23 protein-coding genes and 1 pseudogene are annotated in these 23856 nt (G+C 63.6%); 5 read left to right on the top strand and 19 right to left on the bottom strand.

Annotated features, from left to right (window positions below; translation table 11 throughout):
• Positions 1-38 precede the first annotated feature (38 nt).
• The 7 genes from P2T68_RS23455 to P2T68_RS23425 are packed head-to-tail and all read right to left on the bottom strand — an operon-like array spanning position 39 to position 8194.
• Positions 39-2348: an aminomethyltransferase family protein gene (locus P2T68_RS23455; RefSeq protein ID WP_277379772.1), complete on the bottom strand. Its 2310-nt coding sequence runs from the start codon at positions 2346-2348 to the stop codon at positions 39-41.
• Positions 2349-2350: 2 nt separating this feature from the next.
• Positions 2351-3718 carry an NAD(P)/FAD-dependent oxidoreductase gene (locus P2T68_RS23450; protein WP_069075688.1) on the bottom strand — a complete coding sequence of 456 codons (1368 nt, stop codon included), beginning with the start codon at positions 3716-3718 and terminating at the stop codon, positions 2351-2353.
• A 20-nt stretch (positions 3719-3738) separates the two neighbouring features.
• On the bottom strand, positions 3739-4605 hold the full coding sequence (gene purU, locus P2T68_RS23445; RefSeq protein ID WP_277378358.1) for a formyltetrahydrofolate deformylase: 867 nt from the start codon (positions 4603-4605) through the stop codon (positions 3739-3741).
• Between the two features lie 30 nt (positions 4606-4635).
• On the bottom strand, positions 4636-5766 hold the full coding sequence (locus P2T68_RS23440; RefSeq protein WP_069075689.1) for an aminomethyltransferase family protein: 1131 nt from the start codon (positions 5764-5766) through the stop codon (positions 4636-4638).
• Between the two features lie 27 nt (positions 5767-5793).
• Positions 5794-6810 (bottom strand): DUF3445 domain-containing protein, encoded by a 1017-nt coding sequence (locus P2T68_RS23435; RefSeq protein WP_041160898.1) that lies wholly within the window; start codon positions 6808-6810, stop codon positions 5794-5796.
• A gap of 11 nt (positions 6811-6821) precedes the next feature.
• Positions 6822-7751 (bottom strand): PDR/VanB family oxidoreductase, encoded by a 930-nt coding sequence (locus P2T68_RS23430; RefSeq protein ID WP_277378357.1) that lies wholly within the window; start codon positions 7749-7751, stop codon positions 6822-6824.
• A complete protein-coding gene (locus tag P2T68_RS23425) occupies positions 7748-8194 on the bottom strand; it encodes a dimethylamine monooxygenase subunit DmmA family protein (protein WP_277378356.1) in 447 nt (148 codons plus the stop codon). Before P2T68_RS23425 ends, P2T68_RS23430 begins: the two co-directional genes overlap by 4 nt.
• Before the next feature lie 225 nt (positions 8195-8419).
• Here P2T68_RS23425 and P2T68_RS23420 point away from each other — a divergent pair, with 225 nt between their 5' ends.
• The 3 genes from P2T68_RS23420 to P2T68_RS23410 are packed head-to-tail and all read left to right on the top strand — an operon-like array spanning position 8420 to position 10859.
• On the top strand, positions 8420-9490 hold the full coding sequence (locus P2T68_RS23420; RefSeq protein WP_277378355.1) for an ATP-binding protein: 1071 nt from the start codon (positions 8420-8422) through the stop codon (positions 9488-9490).
• Complete coding sequence (locus P2T68_RS23415; RefSeq protein ID WP_024074692.1) at positions 9459-10118, top strand: response regulator; 660 nt, start codon at positions 9459-9461, stop codon at positions 10116-10118. Before P2T68_RS23420 ends, P2T68_RS23415 begins: the two co-directional genes overlap by 32 nt.
• Entirely contained in the window at positions 10119-10859 is a 741-nt protein-coding gene (locus P2T68_RS23410; protein ID WP_024074693.1) for a PAS domain-containing protein, read from the top strand.
• 131 nt (positions 10860-10990) lie between these two features.
• Here the strand turns inward: P2T68_RS23410 and P2T68_RS23405 are convergent, their stop codons facing one another.
• From P2T68_RS23405 to ribBA, 5 genes are all read right to left on the bottom strand, one after another.
• Positions 10991-12145 carry an ABC transporter ATP-binding protein gene (locus P2T68_RS23405; protein WP_024074694.1) on the bottom strand — a complete coding sequence of 385 codons (1155 nt, stop codon included), beginning with the start codon at positions 12143-12145 and terminating at the stop codon, positions 10991-10993.
• A gap of 17 nt (positions 12146-12162) precedes the next feature.
• On the bottom strand, positions 12163-12972 hold the full coding sequence (locus P2T68_RS23400; protein WP_010567348.1) for an ABC transporter permease: 810 nt from the start codon (positions 12970-12972) through the stop codon (positions 12163-12165).
• 6 nt (positions 12973-12978) lie between these two features.
• Positions 12979-13896 (bottom strand): ABC transporter permease, encoded by a 918-nt coding sequence (locus P2T68_RS23395; RefSeq protein ID WP_024074695.1) that lies wholly within the window; start codon positions 13894-13896, stop codon positions 12979-12981.
• Positions 13893-14918 carry an ABC transporter substrate-binding protein gene (locus tag P2T68_RS23390; RefSeq protein WP_024074696.1) on the bottom strand — a complete coding sequence of 342 codons (1026 nt, stop codon included), beginning with the start codon at positions 14916-14918 and terminating at the stop codon, positions 13893-13895. The genes P2T68_RS23395 and P2T68_RS23390 overlap by 4 nt, the downstream gene beginning before the upstream one ends.
• Before the next feature lie 225 nt (positions 14919-15143).
• Complete coding sequence (ribBA, locus tag P2T68_RS23385) at positions 15144-16253, bottom strand: bifunctional 3,4-dihydroxy-2-butanone-4-phosphate synthase/GTP cyclohydrolase II (protein ID WP_024074697.1); 1110 nt, start codon at positions 16251-16253, stop codon at positions 15144-15146.
• A 70-nt stretch (positions 16254-16323) separates the two neighbouring features.
• Between ribBA and P2T68_RS23380 the strand changes: the two genes are divergently transcribed.
• Both P2T68_RS23380 and P2T68_RS23375 read left to right on the top strand, forming a co-directional pair.
• On the top strand, positions 16324-16617 hold the full coding sequence (locus tag P2T68_RS23380; protein WP_024074698.1) for a DUF1330 domain-containing protein: 294 nt from the start codon (positions 16324-16326) through the stop codon (positions 16615-16617).
• A gap of 107 nt (positions 16618-16724) precedes the next feature.
• Positions 16725-18100 (top strand): annotated as a pseudogene (locus P2T68_RS23375) (IS3 family transposase).
• A gap of 299 nt (positions 18101-18399) precedes the next feature.
• On the opposite strand, the gene P2T68_RS23370 reads toward P2T68_RS23375, so the two are convergent.
• The 7 genes from P2T68_RS23370 to P2T68_RS23340 all read right to left on the bottom strand — a co-directional run bounded on the left by P2T68_RS23370 (position 18400) and on the right by P2T68_RS23340 (position 23643).
• Entirely contained in the window at positions 18400-18963 is a 564-nt protein-coding gene (locus tag P2T68_RS23370; RefSeq protein WP_024074699.1) for an NUDIX hydrolase, read from the bottom strand.
• A 2-nt stretch (positions 18964-18965) separates the two neighbouring features.
• A complete protein-coding gene (locus P2T68_RS23365; protein ID WP_024074700.1) occupies positions 18966-19718 on the bottom strand; it encodes a GntR family transcriptional regulator in 753 nt (250 codons plus the stop codon).
• Between the two features lie 77 nt (positions 19719-19795).
• The gene (locus tag P2T68_RS23360; protein ID WP_024074701.1) at positions 19796-20185 is read right to left on the bottom strand and encodes a carboxymuconolactone decarboxylase family protein; all 390 of its coding nucleotides are present in this window, start codon (positions 20183-20185) and stop codon (positions 19796-19798) included.
• 13 nt (positions 20186-20198) lie between these two features.
• On the bottom strand, positions 20199-20684 hold the full coding sequence (locus tag P2T68_RS23355; protein ID WP_024074702.1) for a flavin reductase family protein: 486 nt from the start codon (positions 20682-20684) through the stop codon (positions 20199-20201).
• Positions 20685-20696: 12 nt separating this feature from the next.
• Positions 20697-22178, bottom strand: coding sequence for an aldehyde dehydrogenase (locus tag P2T68_RS23350; protein ID WP_024074703.1), 1482 nt, complete (start codon positions 22176-22178; stop codon positions 20697-20699).
• The gene (locus P2T68_RS23345; RefSeq protein WP_024074704.1) at positions 22175-23008 is read right to left on the bottom strand and encodes an alpha/beta fold hydrolase; all 834 of its coding nucleotides are present in this window, start codon (positions 23006-23008) and stop codon (positions 22175-22177) included. Before P2T68_RS23345 ends, P2T68_RS23350 begins: the two co-directional genes overlap by 4 nt.
• Positions 23009-23052: 44 nt before the next feature.
• A complete protein-coding gene (locus P2T68_RS23340) occupies positions 23053-23643 on the bottom strand; it encodes an amino acid synthesis family protein (RefSeq protein WP_024074705.1) in 591 nt (196 codons plus the stop codon).
• Between the last annotated feature and the right edge of the window lie 213 nt (positions 23644-23856).

Below are 23856 nucleotides of genomic sequence, written 5' to 3'. Positions count from 1 at the left end.
GGCAGTCAAAATGGGGTGGCACACACGTTTCGGGACGATCAGCTACGCACCCGGCTTTTGTCCGGGTCGTAGAAAATCGCTGCGCTGACCGTGGCGCTGATGCGCTTCTGCAGGCCATCGACTTTGCCAATCTCCAGTTCAGTGCCGGGCTCGGCGCAGCTCACGTCGACCCGGCACAGCGCGATATTGCTGGTCAGCAGCGGTGAGCGGCAGGCACTGGTGATTACCCCGACCTGGGCCCGGCCCTGGTACACCGGGTCGCCATGCCGGGCCGTCTCGTTGCCGCTCAGGTGCAGGCCGACCAGCTTGTGGCTGGGGTGGGCGCTGCGCCGCAACAGGGCATCGCGGCCGATGAAGTCATCGGTCTTGCTCTTGAGCGGTACGCTGAAACCGATGCCCGCCTCGAACGGATCGGTCTGGTCGCTGAACTCGTAGCCGGCAAAGATCAGCCCGGCTTCGATGCGCAGCAGGTCCAGGGCCTCCAGGCCCAGCGGGACCAGGCCCAAGGGTTGGCCGAGTTGCCAGATGCGGTCCCACACCCGTTCGGCGTCTTCGGGCTGGCACCACACCTCAAAGCCCAGCTCGCCGGTGTAACCGGTGCGCGAAATCATCAACGGGCAGCCGTCGAAACCGTCCAGCCGGCCGACCAGGAAGCGGAACCAGCCGAGGGTTTCCAGGCTCGGCTGGGTGGGCGGGGTCCAGACCATCTGCTTGAGCAGCTCGCGACTCAGGGGCCCTTGCACCGCCAGGTTGTGGATCTGCTCGCTGGCGGACTTGACCCACACCTTCATGCCCAGTTTCTGTGCCTGCTCGCGCAACCACACGCCGGCGTAGTCTTCGCCGCAGATCCAACGGAAGTTGTCCGGGCCCAGGCGCAGCAGGGTACCGTCGTCGAGCATGCCGCCGTGGGCGTGGCACATCGCCGAATACACCACCTGGCCCACCGCCAGGCGCCGCACATCGCGGGTCAGGCAGTACTGCAACAGGGCTTCGGCGTCGGGGCCGATGATTTCGAATTTGCGCAGGGCGGTCAGGTCCATCACCGCCACCCGTTCGCGGCACCCGAGGTATTCCTCGGTGGCGCCGTAACCGTCGTAGCGCAGCGGCAGCCACCAGTTGCGGTAGTCGGTGAAGCTGCCGGTGAGGGCGCTGGTGCGTGAGTGAAACGCGGACTCACGGGTGAGAATCGGGTCGGCATCCGCCGTGGTTCGAGTGCTCATGGCGATGGAAAAACGCTCCTTCTCGCTGTAGATGCGGACATGGATATCGGTCGGGTTCCAGCCATTGGCCGGGTCGATGTCATCCGGGCACGAGGTACTGCCACACAGCAGGTCGGTCATGGCCCGCAGCAGCACGTAGTCACCGGGCCGCGACCAGGGCTCGTCCAGGGTCATCTGCTGGTGCGCATCAATCCCCGTATTGAAGAAAAAGTTGATCGCCGGCCAACCGTTGCGGGCCTGCACGCCATAGGGCGCAAGGACCTGGCTGAGGTTGTCGCTGCAGTTGTCGTGCCCGAAATACCCATGGGTTTCGTAGTAGCGCGCCGCGCAGGCCAGGGCGAATGAATCGTGGCGCCCGACGGTGTCTTGCACCACCTCCAGCATCGGTTGCATGTGGCGGTCGAAAAACTTCGAGAACAGCCCCGGTGCCGGGTAGGCGCTGCCGTTCAGGGTGCGCGTGACGGTCTGGTCCAGCTCCAGCTCCACGCCGCGATCCAGGGCACGCCGGTCGAGCGCGACGAAGTCCGAACACTGGCGGCCGGCCACATCCAGCACCTGCACGTACTGGCCCTTGGCGACGGTGTAGCTGCGGGCCGTGCCCGCGCGCAGGGTGAATTCGTCCAGCACTTCACCCAACGGCTCGGGCAGGGCCGGTACCAGCAGCGGCGATGGGTTGGCCCGCGTCACCTGCAGGCGCAGCTCGCTGGGCCGGTATTGCCGGTCGACGGCGGTGGCCTCGGCGGGCGCGGCGACGATCACCAGCAGCGCGTCCTGGGCGACAAACTGCCGGCTGTGGCCGGGCGGGCTGTCGGCGTCCCACAGCGAGGCGGCCAGCGGCAATGCCTGGGCGTCGATGCCGCGCCGCTGGAGCGCCAGGCCGATACGCCCTGGCACACTGCACGCCGTTGACCCGCGCAGGCCCCAGCTCGCCAGGGCGCTGCGACCGCCGGCGTCGAGGGCCAGCAGTGCGCAGGGTTGCCGGCCTTCGACGTCGATCACGTGCAGACCGTCGCCAGGCTGCAAGTCCACCAGGGTCACACCGCCGGCGGCCACGCGGTAGCGCTCCAGGTTCGGCGCGCGGGCAAACAGCCCGGGCTCTCGGGGATGGGAAATACGCGGTGCATTCATCATCAGCCGACCGACTTGATGGGCGTCGCGGGCGCGCCCAGGTACGCCGCCATCGAATCATCCAGGGCCTGCAACCACGGCGTGTGGTGGGGCGGCGACTGGGTGCCGGTCATCAGCGAGCGGTAGGACTTGTCGCGATAACCCATGATGTTTTCCGCCTTGTCGTGCTTCCAGTGCAGAAAGGTTTCGTTGACCCCGGCGATGTCGAAATCCGGGTAGTCGGTGGCGTCCACCAGGTGCTGGATATAGGCGCCCTGGTATTCGAACATCTGCTGGTTGGTTTCCAGGGTCTGTTCCCGCGCGTGCCATTGCTGGCTGTCGGCGACCATCTCGGCCTGGCTGGGCAGTGGGATGCGCCCGAGGATCACATCGCGGGCATACCAGGCCTGAGCATCGAACATGTTGAAGGAGTACCACTGGTCCTGCATGCCGAGGTAGATCAGGCGGGGGTTGGGTTCCCAGAACACACCCTTGTAGAGGTTCATCGGCCACAGGCGGTTGTCGGTCTTGAGGCTCAGTTCATCCGGCAGGAATGGGAAGTGGTGCTTGTAGCCGGTGCACAGGATCACCGCGTCGATGTGCTTGCTGCTGCCGTCGGCAAAGTACGCGCGGTTGTTTTCCAGGCGCTGGAGCAGTGGTTTTTCTTCCCAGTTGTCCGGCCAGGCATAGCCCATGGGGGCGGTGCGGTAGCAACTGGTGATGCTGCGCGCGCCGTATTTGTAGCATTGCGAGCCGATATCCTCGGCCGAATAGCTGCTGCCGACAATCAGCAGGTCCTTGTCCTTGAACTCCAGGGCCTCGCGAAAATCATGGGCATGCAGGATGCGCCCGGCGAATTGCTCAAAGCCTTCGAAGTACGGCACCTTGGGCGTGGAGAAGTGGCCGCAGGCGTTGATCACGTAGTCGAATGCTTCGCAGGTCAAGGTGTCGGTGTTGTAGTCGTGGGCATACAGGCTGAAGCGCTGGGTCTGTTCGTCGAAGGTGACTTGGCGCACCACATGGTTGAAGCGGATGTAGTCGCGTACCCCGGCTTTCTCCACCCGGCCCTTGATGTAGTCCCACAGCACCTCGCGCGGCGGGTAGGACGCGATGGGCCGGCCGAAATGTTCTTCAAAGGTGTAGTCGGCAAATTCCAGGCATTCCTTGGGGCCGTTGGACCACAGGTAGCGGTACATGCTGCCGTGCACCGGCTCGCCGTTCTCGTCGAGGCCGGTGCGCCAGGTGTAGTTCCACATGCCGCCCCAGTCCTGCTGTTTCTCGAAGCACACCAATTCGGGGATGGCGGCACCTTTGTCGCGGGCCGACTGGAACGCGCGAAGTTGCGCCAGGCCACACGGGCCGGCGCCGATGATTGCAACACGTAGGGTCATGAGCGTGCCTCCTGAAGGGTTCAGCGAAAGATCACTGTCTTGTCCTGGTTGATGAACACCCGGTGTTCCAGGTGGTATTTCAGGGCCTTGGAAAGGGCCACGGTTTCGGTGTCGCGGCCGATGGCGACCAGCGAGTCGGGCAAGTGGGTATGGTCGACGCGCTGGATTTCCTGCTCGATGATCGGGCCCTCATCCAGGTCGCTGGTGACGTAGTGGGCGGTGGCGCCGATCAGCTTGACGCCACGGTCATAGGCCTGGTGGTAGGGCTTGGCGCCCTTGAACCCTGGGAGGAACGAGTGATGGATATTGATCGCCCGCCCCGACAGGTGCTGGCACAGGCCGTCAGACAGGATCTGCATGTAGCGCGCGAGCACCACCAGGTCGGTCTGGGTGTCTTCGATGATGCGCATCAGCTCGGCTTCCTGGCTGGCCTTGGTGTCCTGGTTGATCGGCAGGTAGATGAAGCGGATGCCTTCGCGCTCGGCCATCGCTCGCAGGTCCAGGTGGTTGGAGACCACGGCGGTGATGTGCATGTCCATCTCGCCCTTGCGGTGGCGGTAGAGCAGGTCGGTGAGGCAGTGGTCGAATTTGCTGACCATCAGCAGTACGCGGGTCGGTTGGCGTGAGCTGAACAACTGCCAGTGCATATCGAACCCGCCGGCCAGGTCGCCCAGGCCTTCGCGCAGGGCGCCGATATCGCCGCTGACGCCGGTGTTGAAGCGGAACACCGCGCGCATGAAGAACTGCCCGGTGAACTCGTCGTCGAACTGCGCCAGCTCGCTGATGTAGCACTGCTGCCGGGCCAGGCAGGCGCTGATCGCGGCGACGATCCCGGACGCCGCCGGGCAGGTGATCTTGAGGATGTAATGTTCGCGGGAGGCGTCCATCGAAGGCTCCTGAATACAGTGAAGGAAGGCTCAGCCCTTGGCCGTGCGCTTGGTTTTTTGCGGGTCATCGAAGGGCAGGGCGTGGGTGCTGGCACTGGCCTCAAGGCTGCCGCGCACCTGCACGGCAATACCGGGTTCGGAACAGGCGACGCTCATGCGCGCGATGGCCATCGAGCGTTTGCTCAGGCGCGAATACATGCCGCAGGTGATCACACCGACTTGCCGGTTGCCCTGCCACAAGGTGTCGCCGGCCTCGGCGGCACGCACGCCCTCAAGCAGCACGCCGGTGATCTTGAAACGCTCCTGGCCGCGCAGGCGCTGGTGTTCTTCGGCGCCCCGGAACGCGCTTTTGCCCGGCGAAACGGTGAAGTCCAGGCCCATTTCCCAGAGGGTGTCGCCGGCCTTCTGGTCGGCGAAGGGGTACATCTGCGAGTTGTCGTAGGGGAAGAACATCAGCGAGCTTTCCACCCGCAGCCAGTCCAGGGCGGTGAAGGCGCAGGGGATGATCCCCAGGCCGGCGCCCTGTTCGAGGATGCTGTCCCACAGGAACGGCGCGTCGGCGGCCTTGCAGAAAATCTCGTAGCCGCGCTCACCGGTGTAGCCGGTGCGGGAGATCATCACCGGGCGCTCGAACAGGCGGGTTTGCAGGTGGTGGAAGTACGCCAGTTGGCGGATGCCGGGCACGTGTTCGGCGAGGAAGTCCACCGCCAGCGGGCCTTGCAGCGACAGGTCGTGCAGGTCGTCATCGAACAGCACCGCCACTTGCCGGCCCAGGGCCGAGCGCACCAGCATTTCATGCCCGCTGCCGGCGCCATGCACCACCATGAACGCATTGGGCCCGGTGCGGTAGACGATGCAGTCATCGACGAATTTGCCGTCCTCGTCGAGCATCGAGGCGTACACCGATTTGCCGGGGTAGAGCTTGGCGATGTCGCGGGTGGTCGCCCACTGCAACAGGCTCTCGGCGTGGGGCCCCACGTAATGGACTTTTTTCAGCCCCGACACGTCCATCAGGCCGGCGCGGGTGCGGATCGCTTCGTGGTGGTCGGCCAGTGCACTGCTGTAGGTCCAGGCGGTGCCCATGCCGTTCCAGTCTTCAAGGTTCGAGCCAAGGGCGCGGTGCCGTTCGGCCAATGCAGAGATACGCCAGGAGTGGGTCATGTGATGCTCCTTGTCGGGAAAATGAGGTCACGCGAGTGGGTCAAACTGGCTCAGCCACTCGACCAGCGTGCGGCGGTAGCGGGTCATGCCCTTGTAGTCGGCGATGGGGTCGGGCAGGTCGCGCAGCACGCGGTGCAGGCGACAGCCCCAGCCGGGTTGCGTGACCAGCTCGTCCAGGCTGATCAGGTAGGTACGGATGCTGAACATCACCGCGTGGCTGCGCGGCAGGCGCGCCATCACTTGCAGCTCGACCCGCAGGTGCACCTGCTGCCCGACGTTCTGCGCGGTGATCTGGCCGCGATCGGCGCCCCATTGATGGAACGTCTCGGGGGATGAATCCAGGCGCGGGTTGATGGTCAGGGTCCAGTTCAAGCGTCGCACGGGCTGGCCGACCTGCAGGTTGAGCAGGTACTTCAGCGCGCGGTCGAACACGCCCATCTGATGGGCCATGGGCACCGGTGCGTGCCATTGCTTGAAACTCATGCCGGCATCGAACGCCAGCGACCAGTCGGCCGGGCTGGTGACCAGGCCGGCGTCCATGTACAGGTCGCCGTCGCGCTGGTCGAGCAGGGCGAAATCCCCCTGCACCTGGCGGCCGATGTACTCCAGCGGTGCGCAGGGCAGGCTGGTGGCGTCGCCGAAGATGAAGGGCTGGTCGATGTCCAGCAGGTGGTTGCGCCAATGCCAGTGCTCGCCGTCTTGCGTCAGGCTGAACCACTGCGGGTAGTCGGCGGCCAGGTGCTGCATGAGCATCTGCAACGCATCCCAGGCCGCCACTTGCATGTGCGGCATCACCAGGTAGCGGCGCGGGTCCTGGTCCAGCACCAGGGCGCGCTCGGCCATTTCCGAGCGGTAGTGCTCGTCGATGTCGAAGGCGTGCTCATAGATCGAGCCGGGGTCGCGGGAGGTGGCCGGTTCGATATTCACCGAGTACAGGTAGCTGTCCTCGATGAAGGGAAAGGGGAAGCGCCGGATCGCCGCCGGGCTGTTGCGAAAGCTGAAATCGTCGCGATAGCTCAACACGGGGCTCGATTGCAGGGGCATGTCACTCACTCCTAGAGGTCCAGCGAAACGCAGGGGCCGTTGCCGCGCGAGACGCAGGGCATCAGAAATTCGGCCTGCTCGGCCGGGCTGAGGAAACTGTCACGGTGTTCGATGGCGCCGCCGTTGTGCCGGGTGATGCACTGGCCGCAGACCCCGCCACGGCATAGGTTGGGCACCTGTAGTCCTGCGTGCTCCAGGGCTTCGAGCAGGCTTTGCTCGGCCTCGACCCGCAGGCGCCGGCCGCTGCGCAGCAGGTGCAGGTCGAACGGCTGGCCCGGCTGGGCACCCTTGAAGGCTTCGGAATGCACGCGCTTGGGCGACCAACCGAGGCGCGTGGCCTCAAGCTCGACCGCGTCGAGCAGAGACTGCGGGCCACAGCTGTAGACGTGGCTGCCCAGTGGCCGGTTGGCGAGGATCCGGTTCAGGTCCGGGCGCCGTTCGTAGCTGTGCAGGCGCGGGCCGAGGCGTTGTTGCAACTCGTCGAGATAGGCGTCGCTGAGGCCTGGGCGGAACAGGTAATGCAGTTCGAAGTCGGCCTGCTGCTGTTCCAGCGCGGCGATATAGGCCATGAACGGCGTGATACCGATTCCGGCAGCGATGAGGATATGCCGGCGCGCGGTGCCGTGGGGCGCGAACAGATTGGCCGGCGGCGAGAGTTGCAAGGTGTCGCCGACCCGCACCTGCCGATGCAGGTACTGCGAGCCGCCACGCGAAGCGTCTTGCAGGCGCACGGCGATGCGGTAGTGGTGCAGGTGCGCCGGGTCGCTGGTCAGCGAATAGGCGTTGCGCACCGTGCCGTCGGCCAGCGGCAGATGCACTTGCACATGGCTGCCGGGCGAGAAGCCGGGCAGGGTACCGTCGCAGGCGGTCAGGGTGAGTTCGCGCACCACCGGCGTGAGCATTCTTGCGGCGCTGACCTGAACCTTGAGGGCCGCGCTCATGGCTGGAACCCTGCATACGGCCGGTCGGGGTTGTGGCACACGCCGAGGTAAGCCCCCAGGCGCCGAGAGAAATGCGTACGCACTTCAAGCCCGACGTGGCAGCCGATGCAGTTCAATGAGGGCGCTGGCCCGGCAGCCTGGGTCAGGCCACAGTGGGCGCAATACACCTGGCGTAGGCCGGGCGTGGCGCAGGTCATGCTGATCTCGTCGTCTTCCAGGCCAGCGGCGCGGGCTTGCGCATGGATACGCCAGACAAAGGCTTCATCTCCCAGCAGGTAAAGCCGGCACCCCACGGTGGCGCTGCTCAATGCCTGTTGCAGGCGGCGCGCGAAGTCGGGTTGTTCGCCGTTCAGCAGTACCGGCTGGTCCAGCGTGGCGACCACCTCCGTGCAGGCGGTCGCCGATTGCATCACCACGATGGGGCGGCTGAGGGTGTGCGTCATGCGGGCTCCTCCAAGGTGCGTTTTGTTTCCTGTTGGGAGAGATACTTTCCTATGGGGAAAATCTTCTCAATCTGGAAAAAGGGCTATGCCTTTGGAGATAAGCCTTGCCCCAAGGGCGTTCGGGGCATGGAAGTTGCTGGGCTTGAGGTCACGCCGAGCAACGGGACGGGGAGTTATCGAAGAGTGCGAATACGACCGCAATGGTGGCCGCTCTGGTTGGGGCCTGTGCGCCGCGAACAGGCGCGCAGCGTGCGCCGGCTGTTGGCCGGGTTGCCCCTGCACGCTGACGGTGCCTTGTCGGATTTCCTGGACCGTTTCGACGCACTGCTACCCCGCGCCAGGCTCAACCTGATCCTTGGCGGCGAAGACCTCAGCCCGACACGCCGCGGCTTGATCGAAGGCTGCCAGGACGCCGCGACCTGCCCCTGGCGCAATGCAGCTGTGGCGCAAACGCCCCAGGCCTGCGGCCCGTGCCGGCAACGCGGTGTGCATCGCCTGGTGTGCGCCTTGCCCGAGGGCCAGAAGGGCGTGTTGCTGCTCGACACGCCCAGGCGAGCCGGTGCCAGCTGGCGCCAGTTGTTGGAAGAGGCGGCGCAGGCCGTCGGCGTAACCGTGCGCCTGCGCGGCCACACCCGTGAGCAGCAGCGCAAACAGGCGACCTCCCGCCACGGTGCCCTGGCCCGTGAGCTGCACGATTCGGTGGCGCAGCAGTTGGGTTACCTGTCGTTCCAGGCCCATGGGTTGCAGTCGCAGTTGGGCGCGCCAGCCCTGCACGACCTGTGTGCCGGCCTGAGCCAGTTGCAACGCCAGGTGCGCGAGCTGATCACCAGTGCGCGCCTGACCATGGACGGGCGCTCGCTGCGCCAGGCCCTGGCCGATTCGGTGGCGGAGTTCTCGCGGCGTTGCATCATCGTGTTCGAACTGGACAACCGCCTGCCGGACGATGCCCTGGGCCCGGAAACTGAATTGCAGGTCTTGCAGATCATTCGCGAGGCCCTGGCCAATGCCGTGCGCCATTCCCACGCGCGGCACGTGCGCATTGAGCTGCGCCAGACCCAGGACGGCGACGCTTCAGTGTCGGTGGAAGACGATGGCATCGGCCTGAGCCCGGCATCCGACGAACATAATCATTTCGGCCTGGCGATTATCCGCGAGCGCGCCGCCAGCCTCGGCGCGCGCCTGAGCATTGAAACGATCCGCCCGCACGGGGTGCGCGTGCACCTTGGCCTGCGCCGCCACCACGACCTGCCACAGGGGAGTCTCGATGGACTGCACGACCTTATTACTGATCGATGATCACCCATTGTTTCGCAAGGGCCTGGCGCAGTTGTTCGACGCCAGCGACGACTTCGAAGTGGTGGGGCAGGCAGCCAGTGGCCGTGAAGGCATCAACCTGGCCGTGAGCCTGACGCCGCAACAGGTACTGCTCGACCTGCACATGCCCGGCCTCAGCGGTTTGCAGGTGCTGGATGAACTGCGCCAGTTGCGCCTGGAGTGTCAGGTGGTGGTGCTCACCGCCTCGATGGACCGCGCCGAGCTGCTCACCGCCTTGCGCCTGGGCGCCAGCGGCTATGTGCTCAAGGAAACCGAGCCCGAGGCGTTGCTGGCGTATATGCGCAACTGTCACAAGGGCGCGATCGTGCTGGACTCGACCCTGATTGCCTTGCTCGCCGACCAGGCCGAGCCTGCGCCGGCGTGTGAGGCCGCGGGCAGCGAAAACCTCACCGAACGCGAAGGCCAGACCCTGGCGCTGATCGCCGCCGGCATGAGCAATAAACAGATCGGCCGGGAACTGGGGATCAGCGACGGCACGGTGAAAATCTACGTGCGCAGCCTGTTGCAGAAGCTTGGCCTGCATTCACGGCTGGAGCTGGCGGCCTGGGTGCACAGCGGCGCCTTGATGAAACACGAGGAGCGCCATTAAATGAGGGATAGCCCTGAAGCGTTTGCGCCCCTGCCGATTGACCTGATGGATTGCTTTCCCGCCGCCTTATTGCAACTGCGCGACAACGGCCAGATCGCCCACTTCAACCTGGCCTGGGCCGAGCTGATGGGGCCGCCGGGTGCCGAGCGCAACCTGATGGACTATGTGCACCAGGAAGACCGCCCGCTATGGCGCCAGGCCCTGAATGAACTGCGCCGCCGCCCCGAGACCTCGTTCAACCAGCGCCTGCGCTTCGTGCACCCCAGCGGCGAGCTGCGCTGGTTCGAGATCAGCCTCAAGCGCGGCCCCCAGGGGTTCTATCTGGTGGCCAGCGACATCACCGCGCATAAACGCCGTGAAATTGCCTTGCAGGCCAGCCAGCGCAGCAGCATGAGCCTGCTCGACAGCATGCCGGGGCTGATCTACCGCGGGCGCAACAACCGCGACTGGACCATGGAATTCGTCAGCGCCGGCTGCCTGGAGTTGACCGGCTACCCCGCCGAGCGCCTGGTGGACAACCATGAGTTCACCTACAACAGCCTGATCCTGGCGCAGGATGCCGACTACGTATGGCGCGAGGTGCAATATGCGCTGTCACGGCATGAGCCGTTCGAGCTCAATTACCAGATCCGCTGCGCCGACCGCTCGATCAAGCACGTGTGGGAGAAGGGCGTGGGGATTTATGCCGATACCCGCGAGGTGCTGGGGATCGAGGGGGCGATTTTCGAGCGCAAGCTTTAACGGGTAAACGCCGTTCAAATGTGGGAGGGGCGGTGCGACGATTCGACTTGCCCCCGATGGCGGAGTGTCAGTGGATGCATCTTTGGCTGACACACAGCCATCGGGGGCAAGCCCCCTCCCACAAGGGTGACTCAGTGCGCGCCGGCGGCCTTGTTCAGGTCGCTTTCAGCCCATTCGGTATACACACACGCATCCGCCGTGGCCCAGCGCACGCGCACCGGGTCGCCGGCCTTGAGGGGCATGCCCGCGGCAGACAGCGCCTTGACCGTCATCGACGTGCCGCCGAGGGTTTTCACCGTGCAGGTCTGGCTTTCGCCGAGGAACAGCACTTCACCGACGATGGCCGACACTTCATTCCAACCGGCGGCCAAGGGCTGTGCGGTGGCCTGTTCGACGCTCAGCGCCAGGGCTTTTTCCGGGCGCACCATCAGCAGTACCTCCTGCTCGGTGTGCAGCCCGCTGGTCAGGCGGATCGACAGGGATTGGCCTTCGAACGACGCCGCCGCATTGCCCTGGGCCTTGAGCTTGAGGAAGTTGGAGTTGCCCAGAAACGACGCGACAAAGGCGTTCGGCGGGTTCTGATAGAGGTCGAAGCCGCTGCCCAGGCCGACGATCTTGCCGTGGCTGAAAATCGCGATGCGCTGGGACAGGCGCATGGCTTCTTCCTGGTCGTGGGTCACGTAGACGATGGTGATGCCCAGGCGCCGGTGCAGTTGGCGCAGTTCGTCCTGCAGGTCTTCACGCAGCTTCTTGTCGAGGGCGCCGAGGGGTTCGTCCATCAGCAGGATGCGCGGCTCGTACACCAGCGCGCGGGCGATGGCGACCCGTTGCTGCTGGCCGCCGGACAGTTGCGAAGGGCGGCGATGCGCAAATTGCTCAAGCTGCACCAGCTTGAGCATGGCGTCGACGCGCTTCTCGCGTTCGGCGCTGGCCAGTTTGCGAATCGCCAGGGGGAAGGCGATGTTGTCGCGTACCGATAGGTGCGGGAACAGCGAGTAACGCTGGAACACCATGCCGATGTCGCGCTTGTGCGGCGGTACGTTGACCAGCGATTGGCCGCTCACCAGGATCTCGCCGCTGCTCGGTGTTTCAAAACCGGCGAGCATCGACAGCGTGGTGCTTTTGCCCGAGCCGCTGGAGCCGAGGAAGGTGAGGAATTCGCCGTCCTTGATATCCAGCGAAATGTTGTCGACGGCGGCAAATTCGCCGTAGTGCTTGTTCAGGTTGCGCAGGCTGACCAGGGGTTGGCCATGGCTTCGCGCGACATCGTTGATCACTGCACTCATGTTCTTCTCCTCGGCGCTCAGGCGCGGGTTTCGGTACGCCGGCGAACGGCGGCGGCAATCACCATGACCAGTACCGAGAGGCCGATCAGCAGCGTCGAAGCGACGGCGATCACAGGCGTCAGGTCCTGGCGCAGGGTGGTCCACATTTTCACGGGAAGGGTTTGAAGGGTCGGGCTGGCCATCATCACGCTGAGCACCACCTCGTCCCACGAGACCAGAAAGGCAAACAGCGCACCGGCCACCATTCCTGGGCGAATCGCCGGAAAGGTCACCTTGAACACCGCCTGCAAACGCGAGGCGCCGCAGATCACCGCCGCGTCTTCGATCGACTGGTCGAACAGCTTCAGCGAGTTGATGATCGAGATGATCGTGAACGGCAGCGCGACGATCACATGGCTGACCACAAAGGCGAACATCGTGCCGGTGTAGCCGAGCTTGAGGAACAGCGCGTACACCGCCACGGCGATGATCACCAGCGGCACGATCATCGGCAGCGTGAACAGGCCGTAGAGCAGCTCACGGCCGGGGAAACGCCCGCGCACCAGGGCAAACGCGGTGGGCAGGCCCAGGGCGACGGCGAACACGGTGGTCAGCACCGCCACCTTGAGGCTGGCCATCGCGGCATTCATCCAGTCGGCGTTGGAGAAGAACTGGCCATACCATTTCAGCGTCCAGCCCGGTGGCGGGAACACCAGCCATTGCGACGAGCCGAACGAGAGCAGCACGATGAACACGATCGGCAGCAGCAGGAACAGGCCGATCAAGCCGGTGGTGGTGTAGAGGCCCAAGCGCATTCTGCGGCTCATGGCATTGGGAGTCAGGAGCATGACGGCTTACCTCGCGTTGCTGGCGCCAACCGGGGATTCCGGCTGAAGCTTCAGGTAGAAGTAGAACAGCACCAGGGTGATGAAGATCAGCAACGCGGCGCCGGCACTGGCCAGGCCCCAATTGAGGAACGATTGCACCTGCTGGATGATGAACTCGGGCAGCATCATGTTCTGCGCACCGCCGAGCAGCGCCGGGGTGACGTAGTAACCGAGGGACATCACGAACACCATCAGGCCGCCGGAAAACAACCCCGGCCGGCACAGCGGCAGGAACACCCGGAAGAAGTTGGTCCACGGGCTCGCGCCGCAGATCGAGCCGGCCTGCAGGATCATCGGGTCGATGGCCTGCATGGTCGCCTGCAACGGCAGCACGATGAACGGGATCATGATGTAGCTCATGCCGATCACCACGCCGGTGAGGTTGTGCACCATCTCCAGCGGCTGATCGATGATGCCCATCGCCATCAGCGCCTTGTTGATCACCCCGGAGGCTTGCAGCAAGACCAGCCAGGAATAGGTGCGGGCGAGCAGGCTGGTCCACATCGATAGCAGCACGATGTTCAGGATCCAGCGCCCCCAGCCGCGCGGCACCAGGGTAATCGCCCAGGCCAGCGGGAAGCCCAGCAGCAGGCTGAACAGGGTCACCAGGCCCGCCACCGAAAAGGTGTTGAGCAGCACCCGTGCATAGGCCGAGTTGGCAAACAGTTGTTCATAGTTGCCCAGGCCCGGCACCGGCTCCAGCACGCCACGCAGCAGCAGGCCGATCAGCGGCGCCAGGAAGAACAGGCCGAGGAACAGCAGGGCCGGGATCAGGTTGCTCGACCCCCGCCAGCGCTGCGCCAGGGACGGCGCACCGGCCTTGGAGGAAACCGCGCCGGCAGCGCCGAGGGCGCTCCCGGTCGGTGTGGTTGCCGTCATTTTCATTTGACTAGCCATTCATTCCACCGTGTCGCAATGGCCGGACCGTTCTTGGCCCAGTAGGCGAAATCGAGGGTGATCTGATCCTTGACGTAGGCGGTCGGCAGGTTCGGCGCCAGCACCGAGTCGAGGCGCTGCACACTGTCGATGTTCACTGGAGCATAGGCGGTCAGGTTGGAAAAGTCGGCCTGGCCTTTGGCGCTGCTGGCACTGGCCAGGAACTTCATCGCGGCGGCTTTGTTCTTCGTGCCTTTAGGCACGACGAGGATGTCGGCCATCACCAGGTTCTGCTTCCAGCTCACGCCCACTGGCGCGCCGTCTTCCTGCAGGGCGTGGATGCGACCGTTCCAGAACTGGCCCATGCTGACTTCGCCGGAGGCCAGCAGTTGCTGAGACTGTGCACCGCCGCCCCACCAGACGATGTCTTTCTTGATGGTGTCGAGTTTCTTGAAGGCGCGGTCCAGGTCCAGCGGGTAGAGCTTGTCGGCCGGTACGCCGTCGGCGAGCAGGGCCAGTTCGAGCACGCCAGGGCTCGGCCATTTGTAGAGGGCGCGTTTGCCGGGGTAGGTCTTGGTGTCGAACAGCGCGGTCCAGTCCTGGGGCTTGCTGGCGCCGAGCTTGCCTTCGTTGTAGCCGAGCACGAAGGAGAAGAAGAACGAGCCCACGCCATGGTCGGAGACGAAGCGCGGGTCGATCTTGTCGCGCTGGATCACCGAGAAATCCAGGGGTTCGAGCAGGCCTTCGGCGGCGGCGCGCAAGGCGAAGTCGGCCTCTACATCCACCACGTCCCACTGCACGTTGCCGCTTTCGACCATGGCCTTGAGTTTGCCGTAGTCGGTGGGCCCATCCTGGACCACGGTAATGCCGCTGGCCTTGCTGAACGGGTCGGCCCAGGCCTGCTTCTGCGCATCCTGGGTGCTACCGCCCCAGCTCACGAAATTGATGCTTTCGGCCGCCAGGGCCGCGTGGGTGGCCGTCGCCAGTAAACCGGCAAACAGCACCGCGGTTGTACGTTTGTTCAACACCATGTTCACGCCCTCATTTGTTTTGTTATTGAGCGGGCTGGTAATGCCCGCCTATCGGGAGCAGTAGGTCAATCAGGGCCTCAGTCGGGGCCCCAAAAGGCGACCGTGCCAAGGGCTGTTATTGGTGCTATCCCTGGCGGGCGCACTTGGCGAAAGCGTTCGGTCTATGGAATATCATATTATGGTATTCCAAACTTTGTGCAAGCATTTTGCCTTACCGGTTATCCGTCATTCGGTGAAGGGAATGCTCTCGACCACCTCCAGGTCGTAGCCGGTCAGCCCGGCGTATTTGAGGGGCGGGCCGAGGTGACGCAGCTTGCCGACGCCGAGGTCCTGCAAGATCTGCGCCCCGGTACCCACTTCCGAATAGATGCGCGACTGCGAACGGTTGAACTGGCGTGGCGCCTGGGTGAGTTGTGGCACACGCTCCAGCAGCGCCTGGGACGACTCATGGTTGGCCAGCACCACCACCACGCCGCAGCCTTCGGCGGCGACGCGTTGCAACGCGGCCCACAGGGTCCAGTTGGACGGGCCGCTGTAGTCGGCGCCGACCAGGTCGCGCAGCGGGTCGATCACATGCACGCGCACCAGCGCAGGGGTATCGCGGCGCAACTGGCCCATGACCATTGCCATGTGCACGCCGCCGTCGATGCGGTCTTCGAAGGTGATCAGGCGGAACGTGCCATGCACCGTGGGCAAATCCCGTTCGCCAATGCGCACCACGGTACGCTCGGTGCTGAGGCGGTAGTGGATCAGGTCGGCGATGGTGCCGATCTTGATCCCATGTTTGCGCGCGAAAATTTCCAGGTCGGCGCGGCGCGCCATGGTGCCGTCGTCGTTCATCACTTCAACGATCACCGAGGCCGGTGTGTGCCCGGCCAGGCGCGCCAGGTCGCAGCCGGCTTCGGTGTGGCCGGCGCGGGTCAATACGCCGCCGTCCTTGGCGCGCAACGGGAAGATATGCCCCGGTTGCACGATGTCGGCGGGCCCGGCATTGACGTCAACGGCCGCCGCCACGGTGCGCGCGCGGTCAGCGGCAGAGATGCCGGTGGTCACGCCGCTGGCGGCTTCGATGGACACGGTGAACGCCGTACTGAACACGCTGCCATTGCTCGGCACCATCTGCTCGAGGCCCAGGCGCTGACAGTGTTCGTCGGTCAGGGTCAGGCAAATCAAGCCACGGGCTTCGCGAGCCATGAAACTGATAGTCTCGGCGGTGCAGCAGGCAGCGGGCAGCAACAGGTCGCCTTCGTTTTCCCGGTCTTCGTCGTCCACCAGGAGCACCATCTTGCCCTGGCGATAGTCTTCGATGATGTCTGCGATGCTGTTGAAGGGCATGTCAGTGTGCTCGTTTTGTTGGTTGTATGTATTATGGTATACCACAAAAACTCAACAAGAGGATGTCACGATGAAGGCTTACTGGATTGCCCATGTGGATGTGTCCGACGCAGAGCAGTACACGCAGTACACCCAACGCGCACCGGCAGCGTTTGCCAAGTTTGGCGGGCGGTTCCTGGCCAGGGGCGGGCGCAGCGAGGCGATGGAAGGCGGGCCGGCACGGCAGCGCAATGTGGTGATCGAGTTCGATAGCTACGAGCAGGCGGTGGCGTGCTACGAGTCTGCTGAATATCAGGAGGCGAAGGGGTACCGTGAAGGGGCGGGGGTGGCGCAGATCGTCATCGTGGAAGGGCTGGCACCTTAGGTCATCAGGCCAAACATAGGACCAAATGTGGGAGGGGGCTTGCCCCCGATGGCGGTGTGAAGTGCGCCCCAGAAGTTGGACACCCATCCAATTTCTGGGGCGTTTTCATGAGCAAGTACACCACGCAGTTCAAGCTATCTGCCATCACCGCTTTCCTTGAGCGAGGCCGAGGGTTTCGCCGGGTCGCCGCTCAATTTCAAATGGACCCCACCTTGCTTCGTCGTTGGGTCGAGGCTTATCGATTACACGGTGAGGCCAGCTTGAGCAGTACCGGCCAGCGTTACAGTGCCTTGTTCAAGTTCTCTGTTCTGCGGCGCATGTGGGATGACTCCCTTTCCTTGCGCCGCGCAGCGGCGCTTTTCAACTTGGGGGATTCCACTCAGGTGGGCAGATGGCAACAGCAGTATTACAGTGGCGGTATTGAAGCCCTGGAGTCAGGGAAAAGAGGACTGAGCACCGCTATGCCTAAACCACCTGCTAAACCACGCAAAACCGCTGCCCCACTCACCAGCCCTGAGCCTGAGCACAAGACGTTACTTGATGAGCTCCAATACCTACGGATGGAGAACGCTTATCTAAAAAAGCTTGGGGAGTTAGGCGAGGCGGTGATGAGGCGGGAGAAAGAACAGAAGAAAAAGCCCGATTAGTCAGTGAGCTTAAGCAACACTTTCCCTTGCGTGACTTGCTCAAGCTAGTGAGCCTTGCGCGAAGTACGTACTACTACCAACTCAAGGCGATGGGCGTTGCGGACCGATTTTCCTCGATCAAAGCTTCTATCCAGACCATCCAAAACGAGCATAAGGGCCGCTTTGGTTACCGTCGGATGACGCTAGAACTACGTAAAGAAAGATCGCTGATCAACAGTAAAACGGTACGACGACTGATGGGGGAGCTGGGTCTGAAATGCACGGTGCGGCCTAAGAAATACAGGTCGTATAAAGGGCCGATGGGCGAAGTGTCGCCCAACACCTTGGCTCGTCAGTTCGAGGCTGAGCAACCGAATCAGAAATGGGTGACGGATGTCACCGAGTTCAAAGTGGCCGGCAAAAAGCTGTACTTGTCCCCAGTTTTGGACTTGTACAACGGAGAAATCGTGGCCTATCAGACGGCAATACGTCCCCAATATGCCTTGGTGGGCGAGATGCTGGAAAAAGCTATTGAAGGCTTACCTGAGGGCGGCAAGCCAATGCTGCATTCAGATCAAGGCTGGCACTATCGATATCCAAAGTACCGGGAGAGGCTAGAAAAAGCAGGGCTGGAGCAAAGCATGTCACGCAAAGGAAACTGCCATGACAACGCCACAATGGAGAGTTTCTTCGGCACGCTGAAGTCAGAGTTCTACTATCGGGAAAGCTTTGAAAGCGTGGAGCAGTTGCAAGCGGGGCTGGATGAGTACATCCATTACTACAACCATAAGCGAATCAAAGTGAAGCTTGGCGGACTGAGCCCTGTAGCGTACAGGACCCGGTCCGCTGTAGCCTAACCAACAGCTGTCCAGCTTTTGGGGCGCACTTCAGTGTGTCAGCCAACCTCTCTGCCAACCGTGCCACCGCCTTCGAAGCCTCGCTAAAGCTCGACATCTCCCACAGGGGATTGGTGGTATCCATGCGATCTACCGCCGGGCTGCTTTCTACCTGCCAACAGCGGGCCAGTGTGGGAGGGGGCTTGCCCCCGATGGCGGTGGGTCAGTCACCTTATTCAGCGGCTGACACACTGCTATCGGGGGCAAGTCGAATCGTCGCACCGCCCCTCCCACATTTGGTCCGGTGTTTGGCTGTGAGATCAGCGGATAAAGTGGATCTTGCCGCTGTCGTCATTGCCGATGTAGATGCCATACACCCCGGCCTGGCGTTCCTCGATATACCGTTCGAGGATCTGCCGGATCGCCGGGTAGTAGATGCTGTCCCAGGGAATGTCCTCGGGCGCGAAGAACCGGTAGTCGAGGGTTTCCGGGCCGAACTGGCCGGTGATTTCCAGCGCGATGGCGCGGAAGATGATGTACACCTCGCTGATCGTCGGCACGCTGAAGATCGAGTAGGGCGAGACGATTTCCGCGCGCACGCCGCTTTCTTCCCAGACTTCGCGCAACGCGGCTTGTTCAGTGGTCTCGCCGCCTTCCATGAAGCCGGCCGGTAGGGTCCAGGTGCCGGGACGGGGCGGGATCGCCCGTTGGCACAGCAGGTATTTGCCGTCCTGCTCGATGATGCAGCCGGCGATGATCTTGGGGTTGATGTAGTGGATATAGCCGCAACCCCGGCACATCAGGCGCTCATGCGTATCGCCCGGTGGCAACTGGCGACCGAGGTCACTGCCGCCGCATTTCGGGCAATAGCTTGGGCTGAACATGGTCAGTGGCCTATGCGCGGTTCTTTGAGCGCGATGGGCAGGGTGATCTCTGGAATCTTGCCGGTCTCTTCCTGCTTGCGCTTGAGGTAATCCAGGGCCACGGCAGCGGCTGCGCGCACGTGATCGACACAGGCTTGGTGCGCCGCGAGCGGGTCGCCGCTCTTGATTGCCTGGACCATGCGTTCCATTTCCTGGTTACTGGCGCCGCGGCGGTTTTCCTGGGACACCGAGGTGGCGCGCAGGTAGCTGATACGCGCCTGCAACTGGCGCAGTTGCGTGGCCGCCACGTGGTTGCCGGAGCCTTCGAGCAAGACGTCGTAGAAGCCTTGCACCGAGTCGATCACCTGTTGCAGTTCGCCGTCCTTGAGGGCCTTGCGGTTCTCCTCCAGGGCTTTTTCCAGGGCCTTGATGTCCTTGGCCTTGGCGCGCAGGGTGAACAACTGCACGATCAAGCCTTCGAGCACGCAGCGCAGTTCATAGATGTCGACCGCGTCGGCCAGGGTGATGATCGCGACCTGCGGGCCTTTGGCATCGGCAAACTCCACCAGGCCCTCGGACTCCAGGTGACGCAGGGCTTCGCGCACCGACGTGCGGCTGACGCCCAGGCGATCACACAGGTCGCGTTCTACCAGGCGGTCGCCCGGCAGGAGCTGGAAGTTCATGATGGCGCTGCGCAGTTTCTCCAGCACGATTTCGCGCAGGGTGACCGGGTTGTGATTGACCTTGAAGCTGTCGTCGAGTGGCAGGCGTTTCATGGGGTCTGCTCTGAAGGTGGCTGTCCCTGCAAAACGAGCACCGGCAGCGGTGCTCGATCGATCAAAACAGCCAAGGGTTAACGGGTGGCCTCTGCATCGGCTTCGGCGAAAGCTTCCCGGGCCAGCCGGAAGCTGTCCACGGCGGCGGGAACCCCGCAATAAATGCCGACCTGAAGCAGAATTTCGCGTATTTGTTCACGACTCAGCCCGTTACGCAAGGCGCCACGTACATGCAGCTTGAGCTCGTGAGGTCGATTGAGGGCCGAAATCATTGCCAAGTTTATCATGCTGCGTTCTTTAAGCGACAAACCCTCACGGCCCCACACATGGCCCCAGCAGTACTCGGTGACCATCTCCTGCAAGGGCCGGGTGAAATCGTCGGCATTCTCGAGGGAGCGCTGCACATAGGCTTCGCCCAGCACCTGGGTGCGGATTTTCAGGCCCTGCTCATATTTGTCGTTGCTCATCGTACTGTGCTCCTCAGGCCAGGGTGGGCAGCGGGCCCAGCTTGCCTTTGTGGTAGATCATCGGCGTGACCGGTTGCGCGGGCAGGATCAGGTTCTTCACTGCGCCGACGATGATCGCATGATCACCGCCATCGTATTCGCGCCACAACTCACACTCGATGATCGCCGTGGCCTTGGCCAGCAACGGGTTGCCCAGGTCGCTGAGGTGCCACTCGATGCCCTTGGCCTTTTCCTTGCCCTTGCTGGCGAAGGCATAGGCTTCGGCGGTTTGGTCGGCCGACAGCAAGTGAATCGCAAAGCGCTTGCTGTCGCGCAGCACCGGGTAGGTGTCCGAGGCGTAGTTGGGGCAGAACAGCACCAGGGCCGGGTCGATCGACAGCGCACTGAACGCGCTGGCGGTAATGCCCACGATGCCGCCGTCCGGGTCCAGGGTGGTGACCACCGTGACGCCGGAGGGGAACGAGCTCATGACGTCTTTGTAAATGCCGGGTTCGATCATGGTCGGGGTCTCTTAACGCATCACAAAAGGATCAGGCATGGGTGCCTGGGAGAGGTTGATCCACACCGTCTTCAGCTCGGTGTAGGCCAGCACCGAATCGATGCCGCTTTCGCGTCCGTAGCCGCTGTTCTTGAAGCCGCCGATGGGCGCCATGGCCGAGACGGCGCGGTAGGTGTTGACCCAGATGATCCCCGAGCGCACGTCCCGGGCCAGGCGGTGGGCGCGGCCCAGGTCGCGGGTCCAGATGCCGGCGGCGAGGCCGAACTGCGAGTCGTTGGCGATCGCCAGGGCTTCGGCTTCGTCCTTGAAGCGGATCACCGAGGCCACCGGGCCGAAGACTTCTTCCTGCATGATCTTCATCGAGTTGCGGTCGCACTCGAACAGGGTCGGCTCATAGAACCAGCCGGCCCCCAGGTTCTGCGGGCGCTTGCCGCCGGTGCGCAGGCGCGCGCCTTCGGCGATGGCGTCGGCCACCAGGCCCTCGACCACGGCCAGTTGCTGCGCAGTGGCCATGGGGCCCATCTCGCTGGCATCTTCCTGGGGGTTGCCGATGCGAATGCGCTGGGCGCGCTCCACCAGGCGCTCGACGAATTCGTCGTAGATCTCGTCCTGTACCAGCAGGCGCGAACCGGAGACGCAGCTCTGCCCGGAGGCGGCGTAGATCCCGGCAATCGCGCCGTTGATGGCGCTGTCGAGGTCGGCGTCGGCAAAGATGATATTCGGTGATTTACCGCCCAGCTCCAGCGATAACTTGGCGAAGTTCTCGGCACTGCTGCGCACCACATGGCGCGCCGTGGCTGCACCGCCGGTAAAGGCGATCTTGCGCACCAGCGGATGGCGGGTGAGGGCGGCCCCGGTGCTTGGGCCGTAGCCGGTCACCACGTTGACCACGCCCGGCGGAATCCCGGCTTCAAGGGCCAGGCGCGCGAGTTCGAGGATGGTCGCCGAGGCATGTTCCGACGGCTTGATCACGATGGTGTTGCCCGCCGCCAGGGCCGGCGCCAGCTTGATCGCCGTGAGGTACAGCGGGCTGTTCCAGGGAATGATCGCGGCGACCACGCCCATGGGTTCATGCACGGTGTAGGCAAACAGGTCGGGCTTGTCCAGGGGCAGGGTGCCGCCTTCGAGTTTGTCGGCCAGGCCTGCGGTGTAATGGAAGAACTCCGGCAGGTAACTGACCTGGCCACGGGTCTCGCGGATCAGCTTGCCGTTGTCGCGGCTTTCCAGCTGCGCCAGGCGTTCCTTGTTGTCGGCGATCAGGTCACCCAGGCGGCGCAGCAGTTTGCCCCGCGCGGTGGCGGTGAGGCCGCGCCAGGCCGGGCTGTCGAAGGCCTGTTGCGCAGCCTGCACCGCGCGTTCCACGTCGGCTTCATCGGCATCGGGCAACTGTGCCCAAGGTTCGGCCAGAGCCGGGTTGAGGCTGTCAAAGGTCTTGCCGGACAAGGCATCGACCCATTCTGCGCCGATGCACATCTGGAAGCGTTCAAGCGTCATGCCACGATCCCCTTTATCGGGTGTTGTTGGGAGTGCGCCGTCTGGAGGAAGTCCAGCAGCAGCTGGTTGACCAGGCGCGGCGATTCAACCGGCATCATATGCCGTTGCTCGGGCAATACCGCCACGGTTGCGCCGGGAATACGCTCCGCCAATTGGCGGGCCATCTGCGGTGTCGAGCCGGGGTCCAGCTCGCCGGTGGCCACCAGGGTCGGCACCTGGATGCTGCCCAGGTCGTCGGCGCGGTACATGTCCTGGGTCGCGAACAGCTCGTAGGTGGTCAGGTAGCCCTGGGGGTCGTTACCGGCCAGGGTCTGGCGCAACGCGGCGATCTGCGCCGGGTTGGCCGCCTGGTATTCACGGCTGAACCAGCGCGAGAGGGCCGCTTCGGCATTGGCATCCGGCCCATGCTCGGCGGCCTGGGCGGTGCGCGCAATCACCCCGGCGCGCTGTTCGGGGCTGCGGTTGAACACGCTGTTGAGCACTACCAGGCTGTTGAGGCGTTCCGGGTAGTGCAGGGCAAAGGCGCGCGCCACCAGGCCGCCCATTGAGAAACCGATCACCGTCGCCAGGGGCAATTGCAGGTGATCGAGCAGCTCCAGCAGTTGGTCGGCATAACCGAGCAGCGGTGTGCCGCTGTCCGGGCGCGGGCTGGCGCCATGGCCGAGCATGTCATAGGTGATCACGCGGTAATGGGTGGCCAGGCCAACCACCTGGCCGCCCCACATCTCTTTATTCAGGCCCACGCCGTGGATCAAAACCACAGGCTGGCCTTGGCCGGTCGCCAGGTAACTGGTGCCAGCCGGGGTACGTTCAGCGGTGAGCCGAATCATGGAGCGCTCCTGCATGCCTTTTTTGTTGGAGTGACGGTCTTGGCTTACTGGGTTTTTTCCGCCGCCAGCTCTTCGAGGTCGATGTAACGGTTGCCGATGCGCGGGTGCAGGCGGCCACCGTCTGCGCAGCCCAGCACCACCACGATTTCATCGGCGCGCGGCGCGTCTTCGATCTGCATTTCCAGGGTGATGTAGTGCGAGCGCAGGCCTTCGTCGTCCTTGTGCATCATCGGGATCTGGATCGACGTGCCCGGGCCACCGCGCTTGTTGGTGAAGCTCAGGTAGCTCTTGGCCTTGACCGCTTCGCGATAGTGGTTGCCGAAGCGCAGGGTATGGATGATCGCCGACGCGTGTTCGATCTCGCCGTCAGCCCCGACCACGGCGGCCTTGCCGTAGGCTTCGATCTTCTGCGCGCCACCAATGATGCCCACCAGGCGCTCTACCATCAGTGCACCGAGGTCCGAGCAGTTGGCACGGATCTCCGGTTTCAGGTCTTCGACAAACCCGCGACCCAGCCAGGGGTTTTTCAACACGACCGCCAGGCCAACCATGGTGACGGGAGTGTCAGAGGCCTTGCCGCCTTCAATAAAGGTTTCTTCTACGTAGCTGACGATCTTGCGGATTTCGAAACTCATGAGCTGCTCCGTCGGGTGTGAGTGGGTCCGTGTATGATGGTATACCATAATACCTTAAGTGCAAGAGCCAGCGATGGGCCGTCGATAAATACCGCGACAAAAGGTCAGGTGGTACACCTTTTCAGGGGGGGGCGAGGCGTGTGCTCGGGACGCCTGGCTCAGCAGGGCGAGGGAGCGCCAATGAGCGCGGACCGCCCAGCGATGATCACTGGG

Source organism: Pseudomonas sp. G11 (assembly GCF_029457515.1).
GTDB classification, from domain to species: Bacteria; Pseudomonadota; Gammaproteobacteria; order Pseudomonadales; family Pseudomonadaceae; genus Aquipseudomonas; species Aquipseudomonas gorinensis.
Note: the sequence above shows the minus strand (reverse complement) of the source record. Positions and strands in the feature narration are given on the sequence as shown.